The following is a 23088-nucleotide window of genomic DNA, read 5'->3' as shown; positions in this document are numbered from 1 at the left end:
GATCCGGATCGCTGCGCGCCCCACCGCGCAGCACCTAAGTTATCGTTCATGCCCCGTCAGCTGCCGCACTCGTCGCGCGGAATCCGCCAGATCGCCGCGGGCCTCGGCGCCCTGGACACCGAGGTGTTCGAGGCGGTCGCCACCTCGCACGGCCCGGTCCTGGACACCGCCATGCCGGCGCTGACCCGCGCCGCCGACCACAGCAAGCTGTGGCTGGCGATCGCCGCGGTGATGGCGGTGACCGGCAACCGCTCGGTGCGCCGCGGCGCCGGCCGCGGCGTGCTCAGCCTGGGCGTGACCAGCCTGATCACCAACCAGCTGGCCAAACGGGTGTGGCGGCGCCAGCGGCCGGTGTTCGGGTCGGTGCCCGCGGCGCGGCGGCTGCTGTGCTACCCCACGTCGTATTCGATGCCGTCCGGGCATTCGGCCAGCGCCGCCGCCTTCACCGTCGGTGTGGGGCTGGAGAACCCGACGCTGGGTTTGCTGCTGGCGGCGCTGGCCGGCCTGGTCGGGTTCTCCCGGGTGGCGACCGGCGCGCACTATCCCGGCGACGTGCTGGCCGGGTTCGGGATCGGCGCGGCGATCGCCGGGCTGGGCGGGCGGCTGGTGCCGCCGATCGTCGACCGCCGGCTGCCCAGCGCCGACCCGCTGCACGTCGACACCCCGCCACGCCCGGACGGCGCCGGGGTGGTGCTGGTGGTCAACCCCGCCGCCGGCAGCGGCACCGGCGCCCGGGTGATCGACCAGGTCCGCGAGGAACTGCCCCGCGCCGAGATCGTCGAAATCGACGGCGACGACGACCTGGAGCAGGTGCTGCGCGACGCGGCCGCGCGCGCCGAGGTGCTGGGCATCGGCGGCGGTGACGGCACGGTGGCGTGCGCGGCCGCGGTCGCGGTGGACACCGGCCGTCCGCTGGCGGTGTTCCCGGCCGGCACGTTGAACCACTTCGCCAAGGACATCGGCTGTGACCGGGTCGGCAAAACCGTGCGCGCCATCCGGGAGGGCTCGGTGTCGTGCGTGGACCTGGTGTGCCTCAACGATTCCCGGCTGGTCATCAACACCGCCAGCATCGGCGACTACCCGCGGCTAGTGCAGACCCGGGAACGCCTCGAGCACAAGGTCGGCAAACCGTTGGCGGCGGCCTACGCCATGTGGCAGACGCTGCGGCACGAAAAGCCGGTGCGCATCCGCTACGACAACACCACCGTGCAGACCGGCCTGTTCTTCCTGGGCAACTCGTCGTATGCCCCGTCCGGGTTCGCCCCCGCGTACCGCAACCGCCTCGACGACGGGCTGATCGACGTGCGGATCCTGGAGACCGGGCGGCGGTTCAGCAAGCTGCGGGTGATGACCGCGCTGCTGCTGGGGCAGCTGGAACGCAGCCCGCTGTATCACGAGTTCCACGTCCCGGAGTTCAGCTTCATGGCGCTGGACGGGCCCACCGCGCTGGCCCACGACGGCGAGGTCGGCGGGCGCTACCAGCACGCCAGCTTCCGGGTCCGCTACCGGGTGCTGCCGGTGTTTAGCCAGCTCCCGTGACCGCTCAGGTCGAGCCTTTGTCGCCTTGCGCGTCGATGACGGTTTGAATCAACTCGACGATGCGCTGCTGCCCGGCGGCGGTCACGTCGAACTTCGCCCGCATTTCGGCGAAGCCGTTGTCGACCAGGGCGAACTTGTCGTCGACCCGTGCGAACTTCTCGTCGACCCGCCGAAAACCATCGTTCATGTCCTGGCGCAGGTCGAGCATGTCCTGGCGCAGCGCGTTGAAGCTCAGGGTGGTGGCCTGTCGGAAGTCGCGGAGTTCGCCCCGGATCTCGGTGACGTCGCGGTCGGCGGCGCCGGCCAGTACTCGGGCAGCGGCGGCGTCCTGTTTGGTGGCGCGCACCTGCCCGGCGAGGTCCCGCACTTGGGTCTCCAGCGCCGAGACGCGGGCCTCAAGGTTCTCCGGCGGCATGCCGGCAGCCTACGCCCGCGCCGCGGTCCCGGAACTGCGTCACCTCATTCCATGTCGGCCGCCAGACGGTCGCAGCGTATCCCGCTGAATCACACCAGCCTCACCAGCATCTGGGGGAGGAATGTGTGCCTTCCGAAAACGGATAGCGCATGCGATAGCACAGCGTGGTTGGAGCGCCCTGATATCGCTGGCGCCATCGTATTTCGGCAAAGGTCTATGCCACCTGGCCGGTGCGGATGTGACGCATGAGATCAAGCGGGTTCACGGCACCGGGGCGCGCCGCGATGCGCGCCGGCGGGCGTGATGCCACCCGGTAGTGTGCGGAGGACCCATGTACAGGTTCCTCACCTTTGCCGCCCTCGGCGTCGTCGCGCTGCTCGCCGGGGTGGCCGCCGCGCTCACCTCGCCGGCCTGGCTGGCGCTGGCCGCCCCGGCCGCGCTGCTGTTCGCCGTTGGGCTCTATGACCTTGTCCAGCCGCGGCATTCGGTGCTGCGCAACTACCCGGTGCTGGGGCACCTGCGGTATCTGATGGAGGCGCTGCGGCCCGAGCTGCAGCAGTACTTCATCGAACGCGACTACGACGGGCGCCCCTACGACCGGTCGCGGCGCTCGATCATCTACGAACGCGCCAAGGGGGTGCACGCCGAGCAGGCCTTCGGCACCGAACGCGACATCGACGAGGTCGGCTACGAATACCTGGCGCAGTCGGTGGCGCCGGTGCCGCTGCCCGAGCAGCCGCCGCGGGTGCTGGTCGGCGGGCCGGACTGCACCCGGCCGTACTCGATGGCGCTGCTGAACGTGTCGGCGATGAGCTTCGGGGCGTTGTCGGCCAATGCGATTCGCGCGCTGAACAAGGGCGCGGCACTCGGCGGGTTCGCCCATGACACCGGGGAGGGCGGGCTGACCCCGTATCACCTGGAAAACGGGGGAGACCTGGTCTGGGAGATCGGCTCGGGCTACTTCGGCGCCCGCACCGCCGACGGCCACTTCGACCCGCACAAGTTCGCCGACAAGGCCGCCCACCCGCACGTCAAATGCCTGTCGCTCAAACTCAGCCAGGGCGCCAAACCCGGCCTGGGCGGGGTGTTGCCGGCGCCGAAAGTCAGCGCCGAGATCGCCCGTTACCGCGGGGTTCCGGCCGGCCAAAAGTGCGTCAGCCCCGCCTACCATTCGGTGTTTTCCACCCCCCGCGAGCTGATCCGGTTCATCGCCGAAATGCGTGAACTCGCCGACGGCAAACCCACCGGGTTCAAACTGTGCGTCGGCACCCGCACCGACGTCCTGGCGATCTGCAAGGCGATGCTGGCCGAGGGCACCGCCCCGGATTTCATCATCGTCGACGGCGCCGAGGGCGGCACCGCGGCCGCGCCGCTGGAATACGAAGACCACGTCGGGGTGCCGCTGACCGACGGGTTGATGACCGTGCACAACGCGCTGGTCGGCACCGGGCTGCGGGACCGGATCAAACTGGGCGCCAGCGGCAAGGTGGCCGGCGCCACCGACGTCGTCAAACGCCTGATCCAGGGTGCGGACTACACCAACGCCGCGCGCGCCATGATGATGGCCGTCGGCTGCATCCAGGCCCAGCGCTGCCACACCAACACCTGCCCGGTCGGGGTGGCCACCCAAGACCCCAAGCGGGCGCGGGCACTCAACATCGCCGACAAGAGCCTGCGGGTGCAGCGCTACCAGCAGGCCACCGTGCATCAGGCCATGCAGATGATCGCCTCGCTGGGCGCGCACGGCCCGCAGGAGCTGTCCCCGCGGATGCTGCGCAAGCGCGTCGCGCCGTCGATCGTGCAGTCCTACGCCGAACTGTACGAGTGGCTATCGCCCGGCCAGTTGCTCGTCGAGCCGCCCGAATCGTGGCTGGCGGACTGGTCGGCCGCCGACGCCGACAGCTTCGTCCCGCACTAAGACGGCGGCTCAGTCGACGAACAGCGCCAGCGAGGCGGTGAACCCGTGCAGCGCGTTGTGGCCGGCGATCGGGCCGATCTCGCCGGCGGCGAAGAACCCGGCCAGCGGAATCCCGCCCAGCAGCTCATCGATCGTGGTCGCGTCGTGGTCGGCGACCCCGAACATCCGCCGGCCCCGCCCGTTGCAGGTGAACAACAGCGCCCCGGCCGGGCGGCCGGGCAGTTCGGCGGCCGCCCGCTCCAGGGTGTGCCGCAGATCCTTGTCGGCGCCCACCGCGTCGCGGACCTGGAACTGCAGGGTGGCGCCGACCTCGACGATCTCGCCGATCTCGATGGCCTCGGCGGTGGGGTCCACGCCGAGCAGCCCGCGGATCAAAAAATCGCCCTGTCCGGGTGAGGCCAGGTGCTCGTCGACGACGATGCCGACCTGCAGGCCCGCGCTGATCAGTTCCTGTTCCTCGGGCGGCAGCGTCGCGACGATCTCGCGCAGCCGCTGCACCGGCGGCCGCCCGCCGAGTTCGGTGATCAGCGCGCCGTCGGCGCCGGTGACGATGTAGGGATGCCCGATCGGCCGGCAGCCCTGCGACACGATCGGCACCCCGTGCGCGCCGGGCAGCCGCACCCCGACCAGCCCGGACTCCAGCACCTCGTAATCGCGGAACAGCCGGGTCTCGCCCGGACCGCGGCCGCCGCTGACCAGCCCGCCCACCACGGTGGTGTCCGGCAGCTCGTCGTTGAGGTGGTCGATGAGCAGCTCGGCGGGGAAGGTGTACGGGTCGGGCAGCAGCAGGTGCAGATCGGGGGTGTCGCGGTCGAACCGATATCCGGTGATCAGGCCGCCGGCCTCGGTGCGGACGAAGTCCAGCTGGAACGTCTCGGCGGTCAGACCGGCCGCCAGCCACACCGCGATCGCAGGCCCGTGCTCGATCTCACGGCGCCCGGCGATGACCGCCTGGGCGACGCAGCCGATCAGCGCGGGCGGCGCGGCGATCTCGTGCACGGCGGCCAGCACCTCGTCGGCCTGGGCGGTGTGGGCGCGCGAGGCGACCAGCACGGCCAGCGACGGCGCCGCGCCGGCGAGCGCGTCGCGCGCCTGCGTTGCTGCCTCCACCGCGGCCTGTCGTGCGTTCGGCGCGGTGGAGATTCCGACTCCGATCCGCACCCTTCCATCATGCGCCGCCGCGGGGCGCCGGAACCGCGCTGCGCGCCGGCCATGCGCTCCTGTCACCTGGCTGTGAGTTAACTGCGGCCCACCTTTAGGTGAACGACAGGTGAACCAAGATCGTTTAGGCTGTAAAAAGAACGCGCCACCAACGGGAAGGGGTAGTCCATGACCAGCTTGCCCGCGATCAAGCTCGACAGCACCGTCGACGTCACCGACCGCAGCACCGCGATTGATTTCATCAACCGGGTCAACTTGCTGTACGACGCCTACGAGATCGACGCGATGGTCGGCGCCTTCCTACCGGACAGCACCATCTTCCACACCCAGGGCATCGTGCACGGCCAGACCGAAATCCGGCGCTTCTTCCAGCAGGCCTACCCGTACAGCGGGCCCGGGGTCAGCCGGATCGCGACCAACCCGATCGTCGACGCCGACGAGGACGGGCTGGTTGTCCGCTACCACAACCTGCTGGTCCGCTACTCGACGGAGCCGGCGTCGAGCATGGTCACCGGCCAGGTGCAGCAGCCCCCCGAGGACCTGCCCGGGATCTGGGTGTACTCGGCCATGACCGATCGGCTGCGCCGCGCCGAGCACGGCTGGCGGATCTTCGAACGCTACATCGGGGCGACCACGATGAACGACCGGCTGCGCCCGGTCGCCTCCCGGACGCCGCACCTGGACCCCTACCGGGGCCCGACGGCCACGGTGCTGCCCCGCCAGTTGGTGTTCTGAGCGTCGGGTCTGGAAATCGCCGCCGGGCGGCGCTGATCTACCGACGCGCGCGCAGACGCGGGATGAGTTCCACGATGTGTTGTTGACCGGCCAGCAGTTCATCGAATCTGGTGTGCATTTCGCCAAACCAGCCGTCAACGCGCCCGAACCCCGCGTTCATCTCCGCGCGAAGGGCGTTGATGTCCGCGCGAAGGGCGTTAAAGCTGGCGACGGTGGCTCGGCGGACGTCACGGAGTTCTCGGAGGCATTCGTTGAAATTCTCCGACTCCACGGGGAAAGCCTAGCGTTGATAGTTCCGACGTGGGCAATTCAGTTCCGGTGGCCGGGTCTGGGCCGGCCGCGCGGCCCGCGGGCGCCGTCAGTCAGAAGGCATGTGACCTTCCCGAATTGGATAGCACCGGTGATACTGCGCGGCCGGTGCGGGCGGCGGCCCCGCGGGGTGGTATCGGATGCGCCACCGTATTTCAGCAGCGGGTCATGGTCGAGATTCGGTACGGATGTGGCGGATGAGGCTAGCCGCTCAGCTCCGCCACCAGCCTCGCCGCATCGGGTTCGTTGTCCAGCAGCGCGATCAGCGCATCGCGGTCATCCGGGTCAACGGGTTCCAGCCCACCGAGCCACACCATGGCGTCCCCGCCGGCGGGCACCACTCGGGTGCAGACCAGCTGCCCGGCTTTGACCCGGCGGCCGACGGGGCGCTGCACCTCGTGGGTATTCCCGGTGCGCACGTCGCGCACCCGAACACTCGCGCCGGTGACCCGCTCGATCTCGAAGACCGACCGCTCCACCTGCACCCATTGCTCCGCCAGCGCCCGCTCGTCATCGGGTAGCAGCGACCCCCGCACCGCGAGGAACTCCGCGAACGCGCCGCCCTCGAACAACACCGCGTCGATCACCAGCGGATCGGCCAGGGCGTCGAGCAGCGCGTCGGTGATGGTGTCCTCGGGGTCGGCGTGGCGGGCGCGTTCGTAGGCCACCGCCATCAGCAGCTCATCCCAGCCGCCCAGCCGCGCGTGCTGGCTTGCCTTGGCGTACAGCCAGGCCACCCGCTCGGACAGCGGCAGCTGCTCGTGCCCGAGATGACACTTCTTGTACTTGCGGCCCGACCCGCACCAGCACGGCTCGTTGCGGCCCAGATCGCCGCGCGGCTCAACCCGGTACCGCTGCAACAGCTCCACGAGCGGGTGATCGGGCGGCGCCTCGGCGCGGTGCAGTAACGCCAACCCGTGTTCGGCGTCGCCGCGGTCGGAGGCGAACCGGGCCAAGTCCAGCAGCGGCAGCGGCCAGTCGACGTCCATCGCCTCGGCCGCCAGCAGCTCACGTTCGGCGGCGGCGATGTCACCGGTGCGCTCCAACGCCACCGCGCGCAACCAGCGGCACGCCACCCTGGCCGCGGCCGGAACCTTGGCTTCCAAGACCTCCGCGAACCTCCCCAGCGCACCGGAGCCGTCCGTCTCCTCCGCCAGCGCCGCCGCCAGCCGCGGGTCGACGAGCGTGGCGCCCAGTTCGCTGAGCAGATCCGGGGCCGCGTCGGCGTCGGGATCCGCGCCGCCCCCGTCCGGTGCGGCCAGCGGCTCGGCCTCCTCGGCGTCGGTTGCCACCAGCTCCCGCTCCATGTTGTCGTACACGCGGAGCAGCGCGTACAGCACGACCGCGTCGTCCTCGTCGAGATCGTGCTGCTCGGCCAGCCGCGCGCAGTCACGCGCCACACTCTCGCGGCCGAAGTCGAACCCGGCGGGCGCCAGCCACGCCTCGCGGCGGGCCAGACCGCAGCCGTCGGCGATTTCGCTCAGCGGCGGCAGCGGCTCGGTGAACAACGCCGGGTCTTCCTGGCACGCCGTCCAGGTCGCGGCGTCGAAGAATTCCGACTCGTCGGGCTCCAGCGTCGCGGCCAGCCGTGCGCCGGCCGTCGCCCCGTCGCCGACCCCGGCGACCGGCTCCACGACCAGACCGTCCGCGGACAGCCGCAGCCCGACCAGATCGTCCACGCCGACGCCCAGCGCCGCCAGCGTGCCCGGCTCCAGCAGCAGCGCCGGCGAGCCGGCGTAGAGCAGTTCGAGCGGGATACCACGCTCCTCGAACAGCTCGTCGTCATAGTCGGCGACCGCGAACTGCACCGGCGCCCCGTCGGCCAGCCGCTGGTAGGGCTCCCGCATGCACAGCGCGGTGATCGGGTCCAGGTCCGGGGTCGTCAGCAGCAGGTCGTGGGCCAGTTCGTCGGCGCCGAGCCGGTGGGTGAACACCCGGCCGGCCAGCAGCGCCGGCAGCCACACGAACCGCTCGTCGACCAATTCACCCACCGGGCAGTGCAGTTCGAACTGTTCGCCGCGCAGCACGGTGTCGGGATCGGGCACGCCGGCCTCCCGCAGCAGCTCGGCGAGATCGTCCTTGCGCAGGGGACCGTGTTCGGTGAGAAGTGTTTCCAGGGTCGTCGCCGCCTCGAACGTTTCCGCCACGTCGGCCACCCTATGCCGTGCGGCGCGGGCGGCGAGAGCGCGATCCACGGGCCCGGTCGGTGTGGCCGGCGTGTGCCTATGATCGTTTGGTCTGGCTGGCGGCCGCCTGACGCGGGCAGTCCCGCGAGAGAACCCGGAGACCCCGATGCCCCTGGATGCCCCCACCGTGCCCGGTTTCGCCGGTGACGCGGTATACCCCGGCACCGCCGACTACGAGCGGCTGCGGCAGGTCTTCAACGGGCTCATCGATAAACGGCCCCGGGCATTGCTTTTGTGCCGTTCCCGGGCCGACATCGTCGCCGCGGTGCGCTACGCCGTCGAATCCGGGGCCGAGATCGCGGTGCGCGGCGGCGGGCACAGCGTGGCCGGGCACTGCTCCACCGACGGCGGTGTCGTCATCGACCTGTCCCTGATGCGCGAGGTGCGGGTGGACCCCGAGCGCCGGATCGCGGTGGTTGGGCCCGGCGCGACCTGGGGCGACGTGGACCAAGCCACCGCCAGGTACGGCCTGGCCTGCCCCGGCGGGGTGGTGTCCACCACCGGGGTGGCGGGGTTCACCCTCGGCGGCGGCATCGGCTGGCTATCCCGCGCCTACGGGCTGACCTGCGACAACCTGATCGGCGCCGACCTGGTGGTGGCGAGCGGGGAGGTGCTGTCGGTCAGCGAGTCGCAGCACCCCGAGGTGCTGTGGGGGCTGCGTGGCGGCGGCGGCAACTTCGGCGTCGTCGCCCAGTTTGTGCTGCGCCTGCATCCGATTGACGACCTTCTGGTCGGGGTGCGCAGCTACGACGAGGCCGCGGCCGAGGCCGTCCTGCGACATTTCCGCACCCGCATGGACGACGCCCCCGACCACCTGGCCGCCATCCTCGACTTGTCGACCGACAGCAGCGCGGGACGCCGCCTGGTCACCATCCTGGGCTGCTCGACCGACGGCACCGGCCGGGCCGATCTGGCGGCGCTGCTCGACGTCGCCGACGCGGGCGCCGCGCCGGTGGCGGCGGTGCAGCAGCAGGTGAGCTACCCGATGTGGCAGCAGGCCATCGACCACACCGCGCAATCCGGTTGGCTCAATTACTGGAAGTCGCTGTATCTCACCGAATTATCCGACGAGGCGATCCGGCGCATCGCCCTGCTCGGCCGGGCCCGCCCCACCGCCGAGACCCGGCTGCACCTGATCCGGCTCGGCGGTTTCCCCGGCCGTGTCGCCCCGGAGGCCACCGCCGTCGGCGCCCGCCACCACCCCTACATCATTCACCTGATGACGACCTGGACCGACCCCGCCGACACCCAACGCTGCACGGCGTGGGCCGGTCAAGCCTACGAGGTGCTGCGCCCGCTCGGTCCGGCCGGCGCATACCTGAATTTCGTCGGCGATGAAGGCCAAGAACGGATCCGGGCCAGCTTCGGTGACGCCAGCTACGCGCGGTTGGCCCGGTTGAAGGCCCGCCTCGACCCGGACAACCGGTTCGCGCTCAACCACAACATCGAACCCGCGTCCGGCAGCGGGGATTAAGCGGTCAGGTACCCGTTGTCGCGATACCAGTCGTAGGCGCTTTGGACGGCCGCACGAAACGGCGTGAGCGGCACCCCCAGCTCGGTGCGGGCCTTGGTGCCGTCGGCGTAGATACCGCAGGCGGACAGCCGCATCTGGTTTTCGTCGATCGGCAGTCGGGGACCGACCACGATGCGCGCCGCGCCCACCGCGGCGGCGGCCACCGGGATGGTCCACCGCGGCAGCACCACCGCCGGCCCGGGCCGGCCGACGACGTCGCACACGGTGCCGAAAGCCGCTCGGAAGCTGAGGTTCTCACCGACCAGCAGGTAGCGCTCCCCGACGCGGCCGCGTTCGGCGGCGGCGATGTGGCCGGCCACTACGTCGGCGACCGACACGAAATTGGTGCCGCCGGGCGCGGCGAACCGCAACCGGCCGCGCGCGGCCTGCACCACCATCGCGGCGGCGATGCGGTTGACGTCGCGCGGCCCGATGACCACCGACGGGTTGACGGTCACCGCCGGCAAACCGGCGGCGACCACGGTGCGCAGCTGTTCCTCGGCCAGATACTTGCTGTGCCCGTACGGGAACTGGCCCGGGCGCAGATTGAACCGGTCGGCTTCGGTGAGGGCCCGCCCGGGTGCTGGGATCCCCAGTGCGGCAAGCGAGCTGGTGAACACCAAGCGCCGCACGCCGGCGCGCAGCGCGGCCTCGGCCACCCGGCGGGTGCCCGTCACATTGGTGCGGTAGAGCCGATCCCGCCGCCGGTAGCGCCAATAGTCCGCGATCGCGGCGCTGTGAAACACCCAGTCGCAGCCGTCCATCGCGGCGGCCAGCGCGTCCACCTCGTCCAGGACGTCACCGAGCCGGGTCTCATAGTCCAAGCCGGCCAGCGCCGCCGGCGACGAGGTGGGGCGGCGCAGCACCCGCACCCGGATGCCGCGTTCGATCAAGGCGGCCACCAGATTCGACCCCACGAACCCGGTTCCGCCGGTGACCAGCGCCCGCATCGCCATCAGAACCGGTAGGTGGCGCAGCCCACCTCGACCCCGGAGCCGACGGTGAGGATCAGCGCGATGTCACCCGGGCGGGTCAGCCCGCGCCGGCGGGCCTGCTCAAGGCCGTACGGCAGCGACGACGTGAACGGGTCGGTGGCGGACTCGAGGGCGACGAACCGGGACTCCGGGATGCCGATCGAGGCGGCCAGGTCCGCCAACGCCGGCCGCGGCAGGTGCGGCGGGAACACCAGCGCGATGTCGGCGGGATCGAGTCCCTCGGCGATCAGCAGTTCCTTGACCGCCGAGCGCAGGCAGCCCAGGTAGACGGCCGCCAGGTCGGGGTCGCGGTCGATGCGCAGCCAGGTGCGGCCCTGGTGTTGCTGGGTGTAGGTGCTCAGCGCGCCGGCGTATTCGGGGTGGTGGCCGAACACGAACCGGCCGAACCCCTCGGCGCCGTCGCTGGGGCAAAGCAGCAGCGCCGAGCCGGTCTGGCTGATGCCGTGCCGCGGATAGCCGCTTTCGGGGGTGTTGTTTTCGATCTCGGAGGCCAGCACCAGTGCGTGGCCGGCCTTGTCCGCCCCGATCATGGACGCGGCGACGTGGCAGGCGTTGAGGAAGCCGACCGCGCCGTTGAGCACGTCGAACGCCAGCGTCTTGGTGGCGTCGGGGGATTGCACCTCGGTGTTGATGCCGAGTTCACCGGCGACCAGCGCGGCCACCGCCGGCTCGGACAGGAAGTCGTCGCGGTAGATGCCGGCGTGGATCAGCAGGCCGACCGCGCTGGGTTCCAGGCCGCTGCGCGCCAGGCACGCCGCCCCCGCCTGCACGGCGAGCTGGACCGAGCTCGGCGGCGCCGACCCTGCGGCTGGGGCGATCCCGACGCCGGCGATGCGGACCCGCGGCGCCGCCGGAATGTCCCTGCGGGGACCGGCGGTGCGGCCACCGGAACGGGTGCTGGTCGGTCGACGCATCCGGTCGGGCAGGTCGTCGAAGGTGTACAACGCGGTGCCCACGGTCTGCCCGGAGCCGGTGATCGCAAAGACCACGTTGTCCCCGGAGTTGATCCGGTTGCCGCGGATCTGGTCGGCCAGCGCCACGAAATGTGTTGTGGTGGCGGTGTTTCCCCGCTCGGCCAGGTTGTCGATGGTGTTGCCGCGGTGCATCGCGTCCGCACCGAACACCCGGTTGACGGCGGTGATGGCGTCGTTGATGGAGGCCGCCGAGGTTTGGTGCAGCACCAGGTGATCACAGGTTTCCGGGCGCCACCCGTGCCGGCGCATCACGGCGGCCACATACGGCACCGAATGTTTGACCGCGATCGCGGTCTGCGCGACCGAGTCCGCCAGCATGATGGCCCCGCCGTCGGTGGCTTTCGCGACGCACAGCGTGGCGTACCGGCTCAACGTGGCCATATCGATGTCGTGGAAGCCGACCCGGTCGTTGGCTCCGCGCTCCAACACCACCGCCGCGCCGGCGTCGCCGAGGGTCAGGCAGGCCAGCCGCGGATCCATCGGCCCGTCGATCTCGTGCTGGGCGGTATCGGTGAGGTGGCTGATGTATTCGCCGCTGACCACCAGCGCGCACCGGGCCAGCCCGGCCTGCAGGAACGCGTCGGCCACGGTGATGCCGGTGAACATCCCCGCACACGCATTGTTGATGTCGAAACACACCGCGTTGTCCAGGCCGCACTGGGCGCGCAGCCGCGCCGCGGTGCTGGGCTCGAAGGAAAACGCCGGCCCCGGCCCGTCGCAGCGGGAAATGTTGCAGGCGATCACCAGGTCGATGTCGGCCGGGGCGTAGCTGGACCGGGACAGACAGTCGGTGGCGGCGTTGCGGGCCAAGTCGATGGAGTATTCGCCGTCGCCGACCATCCGCCGATGCTTGATGCCGGTCAGGCGTTCCAGTGGGATGCCGACCTCGTTGACGCATCCGGCCAGCACCGCCGCGGTCGACACCGCCCGCTCCGGCAGGTACACCCCGAGGCTTTCGATCACCGTGTTGTGGGTGGGCCGCGGCCTGGTGACCGGCGCCGGGGCGTGGCCGGCGGCGTCGGCCGACGCGGTCGGTGCGGGTGGGCCCGGGGTGGGGTCGTCGGGGATGGGACCGTATTCGGCGGCCAGCGCGGCGACGGTGCCGTAGACGAACATCGCCTGTGGTTGCAGGGCCAGCCCGGCGTCGTTGGCGCGCAGCGCGACCTCCAGGGCCTGGCTGGAGGCGCCGCCGAGCGCGAAAAAGTCGTCGTCGACCCCGACCCGGTCCACCTCCAGTACCGCACACCAGATCTCGGCCAGCACCTGCTCGGTGCGGGTGCGCGCGGCGACAAACGTCGGCTGCGGCCGGTGCGGCGCGGCCTGGGCGTCCCGCAGGGCGCGCCGGTCCACCTTGCCGCTGGCGGTCAGTGGCAGCGCCTCGGTGATGTGGAAAACCGCCGGCACCATCGCGGCCGGCAGCCACTCCAGCAGGAAGCGGCGCAACTCCGCGGTCGACGGCGCCTGGGCGCCGTCGGCGATCACCAGGTGGGCGATCAGCAGGGCGCGGTCGCCCGCCACCACCGCGTTCTCGGCGACCGCGGGGTGTCGGGCCAGCGCGGCCTCCACCTCGCCGGGTTCGATGCGGAAGCCGTGGATTTTCACCTGATTGTCCCGACGCCCCAGGTATTCGATGTTGCCGTCGGGCCGATACCGGGCCAAATCGCCGGTGCGGTACAGCAGTTGGCCGGGGGTGGCGGTGAACGGGTCGGCGACGAAGCTGGCCGCGGTCGCCTCGGGCCGGTTGAGGTAGCCGCGCCCCACCGCGACCCCGCCGATGAACAGCTCACCGACCACCCCGACCGGCACCGGTTGGCGCTGCGCGTCGAGCAGGTGGATGCGGGTGTTGGCGATCGGGCGACCGATCGGCACCGGACCGGAATCCCCGCGCGCACAGCGGTATGCGGTGACGTCGATGGCGGCCTCGGTGGGGCCGTACAGGTTGTGCAGGTCGGCGCCGCAGCCGGCGAAAAACGCGTCGCGCACCTCCGGGGACAGCACCTCGCCGCTGCAGAACACTCGGCGCAGCCCGCTGGTCGCGGCGGCCGCCCCGGGTTCGGCGAGGAACCGGCGCAGCATCGACGGCACGAAATGCAGGGTGGTGACGCCGTATTCGGCGATCGTCGACACCAGGTACGTGGGGTCCTTGTGGCCCTCGGGTTTGGCCAGCACCACCCGCGCGCCGGTGCTCAGCGGCCAAAAGATCTCCCAGATCGCCGGATCGAACCCGATCGGGGTCTTGTGCAGCACCCGGTCGTCACCGGTGAGCCGGTAGGTGTCTTGCATCCACAGCAGCCGGTTGCGGATCCCGGCGTGGGTGTTCAGCGCCCCCTTGGGGGCGCCGGTGGACCCGGAGGTGTAGACGACGTAGGCCAGGGTGTCGGCGGTGGCGCCGGCGTCGGGGGCCGTGTCGGGGTCCGGGTTCGTCGACGGCCGGTCCAGGCACAGCCGCTGACCGGTGAAACCGGTGGGCACCTGGCCCAGATGCCGCTGGTGGGTGAGGCAGACCGGCGCGTCGGGCACGTCGGCCAGCATGGCGGCCATCCGCCCGGTGGGCTGGGCCGGATCCAGCGGCAGGAACGCGCCGCCGGCCTTGAGCACCGCCAGCAGCGCGACGACCAGATCCGCGCTGCGCTCCAGCAGCACCGGCACCACCACCTCGGGGCCCACCCCCAGCCGCCGCAGCCGGTGGGCCAGCCCGTTGGCCCGCCGCTCCAGCTCGGCGTAGCTGAGGTCTTGGCCGGCGCCGGTCACCGCGACGGCGTCGGGGCTGCGGCGCGCGGTCGCGGCCACCATCTCGTGCAGGCACTCCGGGGCCTCGGAGTAATCGACGTCGGTGCGGTTCCACGCCTGCAGCTGGTCGCGTTCGGCCGCGGTCAGCAGCGGCAGCCGCGACAGCGGCCGGTCTGGGTCGGCGGCGATACCGGCCAGCAGGGTCGCGAAGTGTGCGGCCATCCGCTCGATCGTGGCGGCGTCGAACAGGTCGGTGTTGTACTGCAGGGCGGCCTCGAGGCCGTCGCCGTGTTCGCCGACCTGCATGGTCACTTCGAACGGGGCGCCGCCCTGCCCGATGTGCAGCGTCTGTAGCGGCAACGCGGTCGCGTCCTCGGAAAAGCGGCGGGTCTGCTCCCAGGCGAACGACACCTGAAACACCGGGGTGCGCCCGGCATCCCGGGTGGGCTGGAGACGCTGCACCAGCAGCGGCAGCGGATAGTCCTGGTAAGCCAGGGCGCCCAGCACGGTGTCTTTGACCCGGCCCAGCAGCGCGGTGAACGACGGGTCGTGGCCCAGGTCCACCCGCAGCGCCACCGGATTGGCGAGATAGCCCACCACACCGGTCAATCCGGCCCGGTCCCGGCACGCGAACGGGGAACCGATGAGCACGTCGTCTTGGCCGCTGTAGCGCTGCAGCAACACCGCATACGCCGCCAGCAGCGTCATGTAGGGGGTGGCGCCGGCGGCCCGGCCGACCCGTTTGAGCCCGGCGGCGACCTGGGCGTCGATGCGGAAGCGGTGCAGCGCACCGGCATAGGTCTGCACCGCCGGGCGGGGCCGGTCGGTCGGCAACGCCAGCACCGGCAGCTCGCCGGCCAACTGTTGGCGCCAGTAATCCCAGAGCCGTTCCCCGTCGGGCCCGTCCAGCAGGCGGGCCTGGTTCTCGGCGTGGTCGACGTAGCGTTCGGCCGGCGGCGGGGGTGGGGTGGCGCCGTGTTCGGCGGCATACAGCAACCGCAGCTCGTCGAGGATGACGTCGATGGACCAGAAGTCGACGGCGATGTGGTGCACCGCGAGCAGCAGCACGTGCTCGTCGGCGCCGCGCTGCAGCAGCGTAAACCGCAAAAGCGGGCCGGTGGTGAGGTCGAAGGGCCGATCGGTTTCGGTGTGGATCCAGTGCTGCAGCTCGGCCTCGTCGTCGAGGCGGTGGCAGGCCACCCGCACCGGCCAGTGCGGGTGCACCAGCTGCACCGGTTGCCCGTCGCGTTCGGTGTAGGTGGTGCGCAGCATCGGGTGGCGGTCCACCAAGGCCTGGGCGGCGCGCTGCAGCGCCGCCACATCCAGCTCGCCGCGGATGCGGCCGGCATAGGCGATGGTGTAGGCGGCGCTGTGCGGGTCCAGGTGGTGCACGAACCACAGCGAGCGTTGCCCGTGCGACAGCGGATACGCGGTGGCCGACTTTTGGGCTTTGGCCAATAGCAGCTGGGTGAGCAGTTCGCGTTTCTTGTCCGGGGACAGCCCGGCGAGGTCGATGCGGCTCTCGGTCATGGGGTTCCCTCGTTCCCGGCGATGACCTGCCGCAGCAGGTCATCGACCGCATCATCGGAAAGTTCGGGCACCGTGGCGAGCAGCTCGATCTCGTGGGCGCCTCCCGCCACTTCGCCTCCCGCCACGTCGCCGAGATCGACGCTAGCGGGCGAGGTACTCGCATTTTCCCGCGCTGGTGTCGATTTCGGTGACGCGGCCGCGGGGGAGGCGAGCTGCTCGGCCAGCCAGCCGGAAACACTGGCCACGCTGGGCCCATCCAGCAGCCGGGCGACCGGCACCACGACGCCCAGGTCGCGTTCGATCTGGATGCGCAGCTCCAAGGTGATCAGCGAGTCCACGCCCAGACCGCCCAGCGGTGCCGCAACGTCCAAAGCCGATGGGGCCACACCCAGTTTGGCGGCGGTCAACTCGCGCAGATAGGACTCCAGCAGCCGTTGGCGCTCCTCGGGCGGCGCGCCGTGCAGCGCCTCGGCCAGGCCGCGACCCGGCCCGCCCGCCGCGGCGTCGCCATCGGCGGCGTACACCTGGCTCAGCAGCGGCGGGGTGCCCGAACCCAGTCCCGCGCACCACCGCGCCCAGTCGACGTCGAGCACGGCCACCTGGGCGGCACGGCACGTCAGCAGCGATGCCAACACCCGCAGACAGTCCTCGGCCGCCATGGCGGCCACCCCGTAGTGATCGAAGTGGCGGTGCAGCTCGGACCGGGTGAAAAACCCGAGCCCGGCCCACGGCCCCCAGTTGACGCTCAACGCCGGCTTGCCTTCGGTGCGGCGCTGCCACGCCAGCGCGTCCAAAAACGCGTTGGCCGCCCCGTAGTTGGCCGCACCCGGGGAACCCAGCACCGACGCCGCCGAGGAAAACAGCACGAAAAAGTCCAGCGGCGCGTCGCGGGTCAGCGCATGCAGATGCCACGCGCCCTTCACCTTGGGTGCCAGCACGCCCCGCAGCTGCCGCTCGTCGAGGTAGGCCACCAGCGCGTCGTCGACGGTGCCGGCGGCATGCAGCACCCCGCGCAGCGGCGGCATCGACGCCGCGATGCGATCCAGTGCGGCCGCGACATCCTGCGCGCGGGTGACATCGCCGCGCACGAGGTGCACGTCGGCGCCGTGGGCCCGCAACTGCTGCACCGTCGCCTGCGCGGACTCCGAGGCGCCGCTGCGCCCCATCAAAACCAGATGCCGCGCCCCATGTTCGACCAGCCACCCGGCCAGCTGCAGCCCCAGCGCGCCGAGCCCACCGGTGATCAGATAGCTGCCGTCCGCGCGGATCTCGACGCGGTCGCTGGGTGGGGTGGCGTCGTCGCGGGTCAGTCGCGCGACGTAGCGGCGGTAGCCGCGCAGCGCCACGTCGGTCTCGGGGCCATCGGCGCGAAGCTCGCAGAACAGCGCGCGCAGTTCTTCGGGGCCACCGCCCACCGACAGGTCGACCCGGGCGCAGCGCAGCTCGGGGTGCTCGTGGTTGATGCTGCGGGCCAGGCCCCACACCGGTGCCTGCGCAACGGATACCGGCGCGGTGTCGGTGTCGAGGTGTTGGGCCCCGCGGGTCACCAGCCACAGCCGCGGCGGGTCTGGCCAGCCGGCGGTCGTCACCGCCTGCACCAGGTGCAGCACACTCAGCGACCCCAGGCTGGTGGCGGCCTCCAGCGCCGCAGCGTCGATGGTGTCCGGCGCCGCGGCCAGCAGGCTCCACAGGTGCACCACCCCGCGGCACGGCGCCCGGTCGTGCCCGACGGCGTCGGTCAGCAGCTGGTGAAAATGTTCGGGCCGGGTCGGGTTGAGCCGGTAGGTGTCCGGGCCGAGGCGTTGCAGCCGGTCGAGGCCGACGTCGGCCTCGATCACCACGCAGGACTGCGCCTGCGATTCGAGGTGATCGCGCAGGGTGTCCGCGGCGGACCCCCCGTCGCTGAACAGCAGCCAGGTCCCGGGTGTGCGGGCGTGGTTGGGCGTGTCACCGTCGGCGGGGATGGAGGTCGGCTGCCAGCGCAGCTGGTGCAGGGTGTCGCGCAGGCGCGCCGGCAGCGCTCGGGCGGCGCCGGCATCGAGCCTGCCGCCGGCCAACAGCGTCCACGACCCGTCGGATTCGGCGCGGTAGCACTCGAAGGACCGGCGGTCGTGCCAGACCAGCTGCACGGTGGCCGGCGCCGGCCCCAGCGGCCGGTGCACGCTGAGCTCGCGCAGCGCGCGCGGTTCTGGACCGAAAACCTTTGCGGCCCCGGTCAACGCCAGCTCGGTCAGCAGCTCCTCGGCCGGTTTCGCCAGCGGCTCGGTGCCCAGGTCGACCTCGGCCAGCACCGTGCCCGGGTGCACCGCCGAGCGCAGCGGACCCCGCCACACCACGGCGTCGGAGCCGTCGGCCGCGGCGGTGATCGGCGCGGCGTCCAGCCAGGACCGGCTGCGCTGCCACCGGTAGGTCGGCGCGGGGATGCAGCGCCCGCCGTCGGGGTAGAGCCGCTCCCAGGCCACCGGCAGGCCCCGCGTGTACAGGGCGGCCAGCGAGGCCAGCGCGGTGGCGCGCCCGTCGTCGTCGCGGCGCATCGACGCCAGCACGGTGGCCGGCCGGCCCAGCTCCTCGGCGTCCTCCCTCGCCGCGGTCACCAGGATGGGGTGCGGGCTGATCTCGACGAAGGTGTCTCGCCCGTCGTTGAGCAGGTGGCGCATCGCCGGGGAAAAACGCACCGGTGCACACAGATTCGCGACCCAGTAGTCGGCGTCGAGCAGCCGCTGGCCCAACGCGTCGCCGGTCACCGCGGAGTAGAACGGCACCCGGGGCGCGCTCGGTTGCAGCCCGGCGAGCCTGTCGCGCAGCTCGCCGGCCAGCGCCTGCAGCTGCGGGTGGTGGGAGGCCGCATCGACATCGATGAAGCGGCAGAACCGGTCCCGCTGCTGCAGTACGGTCATCAACTCGGCCAACACGGCGCGATCCCCGGACAGCACCGTGGAGCGGCAGCTGTTGCTCGCGGCGATCGCGACCTGGGGCTCCCGGCCGGCGATGAGCTGCTGGGCGTCGGCGACGCTGACCTCGGCCACCATCATCGCGCCGGCACCGCGCATCCGGTGCAACAGCGCCCCGCGGGCGCAGATCACCCGGGCGGCGTCGTCGAGGCTCAGCGCCCCGGCGACGTGGGCGGCGGCGACTTCGCCCATGCTGTGCCCGATCACCGTGGCCGGCTGCACCCCCCACGAACGCCACAGCGCGGCCAGCGCCACCTGGATGGCGAAGATCGCCGGCTGGATCCGGTCGATGCCGGTGAGCCCGGAACCGTCGTGTCCGGCGGTCAAGGCGCCCAGGTGCGGGGTCAGGGCGGCATCGCAGGCGGCCAGGGCGTCCCGGAACACCGGTTCTTCCTGCTGCAGCCGCCGGCCCATGCCGAGCCACTGTGAACCCTGCCCGGAGAACACGAAGATCACCGACGGGGCGTGCCCGGGTTGGCAGCGTCCCCGCGACAGCCCGGGCCGCGGCTGGTCTTGCCGGTAGCCGGCCAGCGCCTCGAACAGCGCGGCGGGCGACTCGCCGACCACGCACACCCGGTGCTCGTGGTGGTCGCGGCGCGCACCGGCGGTGTAGCACAGATCGCGCAGCGGGGTTCCGGTCATCAGCGCCAGCTCGTAGTCGCCGACCAACGCCTCCAGCGCCTCGGGGGTGCGCGCCGAAATCGGCAGCAGCTCAACGCGACCGGTTGCGGCGTCGGGCGCGGTATCGCGCACGTGCGGGGCCTCGGTCAGCACCGCGTGCGCGTTGGTGCCGCCGAAGCCGAACGCGCTGACCCCGGCCACCGCCCGGGCCCCGGTGTCGGGCCACGGGGTCAGCGTGTGCGCCACGTCCAGCGCCAACGCGCCGAACGGGATGTGCGGGTTGGGGGTGGTGAAGTTCAGGCTGGGCGGGATGTGTCGGTGCCGCAGAGCCAGCGCCGTTTTGATCAGCCCGGCGATGCCGGCGGCCGCCTCCAGGTGACCGATGTTGGTTTTGACCGACCCGATCAGGCAGCGGCTGCCCGGCGGGCGCCCGTCGGCGAGCACCGCGCCCAGGGCTTTGGCCTCGATCGCGTCCCCGAGCGCGGTTCCGGTGCCGTGCGCCTCGACGTAGTGCACGGCGCCGGGGGACAGGCCCGCGCGACGGTAGGCCTCGGCCAGCACGGCTTCCTGGGCGCGCCCGCTGGGGGCCATCAGCCCGTTGGTGCGCCCGTCGGAGTTGGTGGCGGTGCCACGGATCACCGCATAGATCCGGTCGTTATCGGCCAACGCCGCGCTGAGCGGTTTGAGCACCACCACCCCGGCCCCCTCACCGCGGACATAGCCGTCGGCGTCGGCGTCAAAGGTTTTGCAGCGCCCGTCGGAAGCCATCACCTGCGCCTTGGTGAAGTTGATCATCAGCGCCGGGGACAGCATCACGTTCACCCCGGCGGCCAGGGCCATCGTGCACTCGCCGTCGCGCAGGCTGCGGCAGGCCAGGTCGACGGCCACCAGCGACGACGAACACGCGGTGTCGACCGCCATGCTGGGCCCGTGCAAGTCGAACACATACGACACCCGATTGGCGCTGATGCTCAACGCATTCCCGGTGCCGGTGTAGGCGTCGACCAGCTGCGGTTGAGCCATCCGCGGCGCGCCGTAGTCGTTGGTGGAGATGCCGACGAACACGCCGGTGCGGCTGCCGGCCAGCCGCCGCGGCACCTGCCCGCCGTCTTCGAGTGCCTCCCAGGCAGTTTCGAGCAGCAGCCGCTGTTGGGGATCCATGTGCGCCGCCTCGCGCGGGGTGATCCCGAAGAAGTCGTGGTCGAACTGGTCCACCCCGGACAAGAATCCGCCCTTGCGGGTCACCGCGGTGCCCGGCGCCGTCGGGTCCGGGTCGTAGAACGCCTCAACATCCCACCGATCCGCCGGGATGTCGGCGACCGCGTCGACGCCGCCGGACAGCAGCCGCCAAAACTCCTGCGGCCCATGAGCACACGGGAAGCGACAGCCGATCCCGACGATCGCGATCGGCTCGTCGGGCACCCGCTTATCGGCGGAAACGTTCTCGGCGGGCGGGTGCCCCTGAGCCAAATGCGCTGCCAGTGCGTCGATGCTGGGATAGTCGTAGGCCAGCGTCGGGGAAAGCTCCCCACCCAACCAGGCCTCCAACGCGGTCGTGAGCCGCACGGCGTGCACGGAATCCAGCCCGTAGTAGGCGAACGGACGCGACGAATCGATCTCGGCGGTCGGCACTGCGAGGGCACCGGCCAGGTGTGCGGTCAACCAGTCGGCGATCTGCGCGGCGCTCGGCCGATCGGCTGCGGCCGGTGGGCCCGGCGCGGCGGGCGGGGGCGGCGGGGCGGACGCCTGCCACGCGGTGACCACGGCCAGCTCGCCGTCGCTGAACTGCTGCCGGCAGGCGCTGCGCTGAATCTTGCCGCTGGAGGTGGTGGGCAGCCGCAACGGCTCGGTGAGCAGCACGGCGTCGGGCCGGATCTCGTGGCGTGCGGTGACCGCGGCCCGGATCGCTTGGGTGATCTCGGCCAACTCGGCCGCACCGACCCGGCCGGTGTCGATTTCCTGCACAACGGTGAGCCGTTCGGCGCCACCGGATTCCGGGGTGGTCGCGAACACCGCGCCGCGCCCGCGCAGCAGCGCCGGGTGACAGTCCTGCACGGTGAGCTCGATGTCGTTGGGGTAGTGGTTGCTGCCCCGGATGATGATGAGGTCTTTGCAGCGGCCGGTGACGAACAATTCCCCCGAGCGCACAAACCCCAAATCCCCGGTGCGCAGAAACGGACCCGCGCCGGTATCGGTTGTCGCGGCGAACGTCTCGGCGGACTGCTCGGGGCTGCCCCAATAGCCCCGTGCGGCGCTGGGCCCGCTCACCCAGATCTCGCCGATCCGGTCCGCTGGGCATTCCCGGCGGGTCTCCGGGTCCACGATGATCACCTGCTGGCCGCCCCGCGGCTTACCGCAGCCCACCAACGTCGCCGCGTCCGCCACGTCGGCGTCGGCCTGCAGCACCCGGTTGTCGCGCAGCGCCGCGCGATCCAGGTGTTCAACCCGCGGCGTGGGTAAATCCGAGCCGCCGGAAACCAGCAGCGTCGCCTCCGCCAGCCCGTACACCGGATGAAAGGCCTGGGGCCGGAACCCGGCCGGCGCGAAGGCGTCGGCGAAGCTCCGCAGCGTGGCGGTCTGCACCGGCTCGGCCCCGCACATGGCCGTCGACAGGCTGGACAAATCCAGCGCCGCCCGCTGTTCGGGGCTGCTGAGCTCCACGCACATGTCGTAGGCGAAATTCGGTGCGGCGGTGATGGTGCCGCGATGCCGGGAGATGGCTTCCAGCCACCGCATCGGGCGTTTGATGAACGCCGTCGGCGGCATCAGATACGAGGTGGCCGCGACATACAGGGATTCAAAGATGCTGCCGATCAGCCCCATGTCATGAAACGGCGGCAACCAAAACACCCCGACCGCGTCGTCGTCGCCGTTCCACGCCTGACGGATGGTCTCCAGGTTGTGCATCAGGTTGCCGTGGCTGAGCACCACGCCCTTGGGGGCGCTGGTCGAGCCCGAGGTGTACTGCACCATGGCCACGGTGTCGGCGTCGACGTCGGGCCGAACCCACGTACGCTCGTCGCCGTCGGCCGCGTCCAGCACACACCAGCGCAACGGACGCCCGCCGGCCAAATCATCCACCGTGGCGCCGATTCGGGCGTGCACCGCCGCGGTGGTCAGCGCGAAGTCGGGTTGCAGATCGGCCACGATCGACGCCACCCGCGGCACCAGATGCTCACGCATCGGCGGATGCACCGGGACGGCAATGGCCCCGGCGTACAAACACCCGAACATGCCGGCGATGAAATCCAGGCCCGGTGGGCATAACAGCAGGACACGGTTGCCCGCGGCGCCCTGCCGGGACAAGCCGGACGCGATGCGCCGGGCGGCGGCGTCGAGCTCCCGGAAGGTCAACTGACCGGTGTGGTGTTCGTCACCGTCGCACGAGAAGCCGAAGGCGACCTTGTCCCGGTAGCGGGCGGACTGCTGCTGCAGCAGATCCACCAGCGTGCGTCGGGCCGAGCCGTCCTGGTCGGGCATCTCAAGATTCATTGGTGTCTCGGTGTGTTGG

10 protein-coding genes and 1 pseudogene are annotated in these 23088 nt (G+C 71.4%); 4 read left to right on the top strand and 7 right to left on the bottom strand.

Going from position 1 to position 23088, the window contains the following annotated elements:
* Positions 1-48 precede the first annotated feature (48 nt).
* Entirely contained in the window at positions 49-1539 is a 1491-nt protein-coding gene (locus tag ACAG26_RS02845; RefSeq protein WP_370479126.1) for a bifunctional phosphatase PAP2/diacylglycerol kinase family protein, read from the top strand.
* 4 nt (positions 1540-1543) lie between these two features.
* Here the strand turns inward: ACAG26_RS02845 and ACAG26_RS02840 are convergent, their stop codons facing one another.
* Entirely contained in the window at positions 1544-1954 is a 411-nt protein-coding gene (locus tag ACAG26_RS02840) for a hypothetical protein (protein ID WP_370479124.1), read from the bottom strand.
* A 331-nt stretch (positions 1955-2285) separates the two neighbouring features.
* Between ACAG26_RS02840 and ACAG26_RS02835 the strand changes: the two genes are divergently transcribed.
* Positions 2286-3872: an FMN-binding glutamate synthase family protein gene (locus tag ACAG26_RS02835; protein WP_370479122.1), complete on the top strand. Its 1587-nt coding sequence runs from the start codon at positions 2286-2288 to the stop codon at positions 3870-3872.
* 9 nt (positions 3873-3881) lie between these two features.
* Here the strand turns inward: ACAG26_RS02835 and ACAG26_RS02830 are convergent, their stop codons facing one another.
* Positions 3882-5033: an FIST N-terminal domain-containing protein gene (locus ACAG26_RS02830; protein WP_370479120.1), complete on the bottom strand. Its 1152-nt coding sequence runs from the start codon at positions 5031-5033 to the stop codon at positions 3882-3884.
* 168 nt (positions 5034-5201) lie between these two features.
* Here ACAG26_RS02830 and ACAG26_RS02825 point away from each other — a divergent pair, with 168 nt between their 5' ends.
* On the top strand, positions 5202-5768 hold the full coding sequence (locus ACAG26_RS02825) for a nuclear transport factor 2 family protein (RefSeq protein WP_370479118.1): 567 nt from the start codon (positions 5202-5204) through the stop codon (positions 5766-5768).
* 37 nt (positions 5769-5805) lie between these two features.
* Here the strand turns inward: ACAG26_RS02825 and ACAG26_RS02820 are convergent, their stop codons facing one another.
* Positions 5806-6039, bottom strand: a complete 234-nt coding sequence (locus tag ACAG26_RS02820) for a hypothetical protein (RefSeq protein ID WP_370479116.1) — start codon at positions 6037-6039, stop codon at positions 5806-5808.
* A 247-nt stretch (positions 6040-6286) separates the two neighbouring features.
* Positions 6287-8224 (bottom strand): annotated as a pseudogene (locus tag ACAG26_RS02815) (SEC-C domain-containing protein); the annotation flags it as partial.
* 145 nt (positions 8225-8369) lie between these two features.
* On the opposite strand from ACAG26_RS02815, the gene ACAG26_RS02810 reads away from it, so the two are divergent.
* Entirely contained in the window at positions 8370-9737 is a 1368-nt protein-coding gene (locus tag ACAG26_RS02810) for an FAD-binding oxidoreductase (protein WP_370479113.1), read from the top strand.
* On the opposite strand, the gene ACAG26_RS02805 is transcribed toward ACAG26_RS02810, so the two are convergent.
* From ACAG26_RS02805 to ACAG26_RS02795, 3 genes are read right to left on the bottom strand one after another with little or no spacing between them, the layout of a single operon-like run.
* Complete coding sequence (locus tag ACAG26_RS02805) at positions 9734-10726, bottom strand: NAD-dependent epimerase/dehydratase family protein (protein ID WP_370479110.1); 993 nt, start codon at positions 10724-10726, stop codon at positions 9734-9736. The two genes, ACAG26_RS02810 and ACAG26_RS02805, sit on opposite strands and share 4 nt — an antisense overlap.
* Positions 10727-10731: 5 nt before the next feature.
* On the bottom strand, positions 10732-16005 hold the full coding sequence (locus ACAG26_RS02800) for an amino acid adenylation domain-containing protein (protein ID WP_370479108.1): 5274 nt from the start codon (positions 16003-16005) through the stop codon (positions 10732-10734).
* Entirely contained in the window at positions 16002-23069 is a 7068-nt protein-coding gene (locus ACAG26_RS02795) for an SDR family NAD(P)-dependent oxidoreductase (protein ID WP_370479106.1), read from the bottom strand. The genes ACAG26_RS02800 and ACAG26_RS02795 overlap by 4 nt, the downstream gene beginning before the upstream one ends.
* Positions 23070-23088 lie beyond the last annotated feature (19 nt).

Source organism: Mycobacterium sp. pUA109, assembly GCF_041287095.1.
In the GTDB taxonomy this organism is placed as follows: domain Bacteria; phylum Actinomycetota; class Actinomycetes; order Mycobacteriales; family Mycobacteriaceae; genus Mycobacterium.
Note: the sequence above shows the minus strand (reverse complement) of the source record. Positions and strands in the feature narration are given on the sequence as shown.

Coding starts and splice junctions, on each gene's coding strand:
- ACAG26_RS02845 (WP_370479126.1), top strand. CDS start 49: ATGCCCCGTCAGCTGCCGCACTCGTCGCGCGGAATCCGCCAGATCGCC.
- ACAG26_RS02800 (WP_370479108.1), bottom strand. CDS start 16,005: ATGACCGAGAGCCGCATCGACCTCGCCGGGCTGTCCCCGGACAAGAAA.
- ACAG26_RS02840 (WP_370479124.1), bottom strand. CDS start 1,954: ATGCCGCCGGAGAACCTTGAGGCCCGCGTCTCGGCGCTGGAGACCCAA.
- ACAG26_RS02835 (WP_370479122.1), top strand. CDS start 2,286: ATGTACAGGTTCCTCACCTTTGCCGCCCTCGGCGTCGTCGCGCTGCTC.
- ACAG26_RS02805 (WP_370479110.1), bottom strand. CDS start 10,726: ATGCGGGCGCTGGTCACCGGCGGAACCGGGTTCGTGGGGTCGAATCTG.
- ACAG26_RS02795 (WP_370479106.1), bottom strand. CDS start 23,069: ATGAATCTTGAGATGCCCGACCAGGACGGCTCGGCCCGACGCACGCTG.
- ACAG26_RS02810 (WP_370479113.1), top strand. CDS start 8,370: ATGCCCCTGGATGCCCCCACCGTGCCCGGTTTCGCCGGTGACGCGGTA.
- ACAG26_RS02825 (WP_370479118.1), top strand. CDS start 5,202: ATGACCAGCTTGCCCGCGATCAAGCTCGACAGCACCGTCGACGTCACC.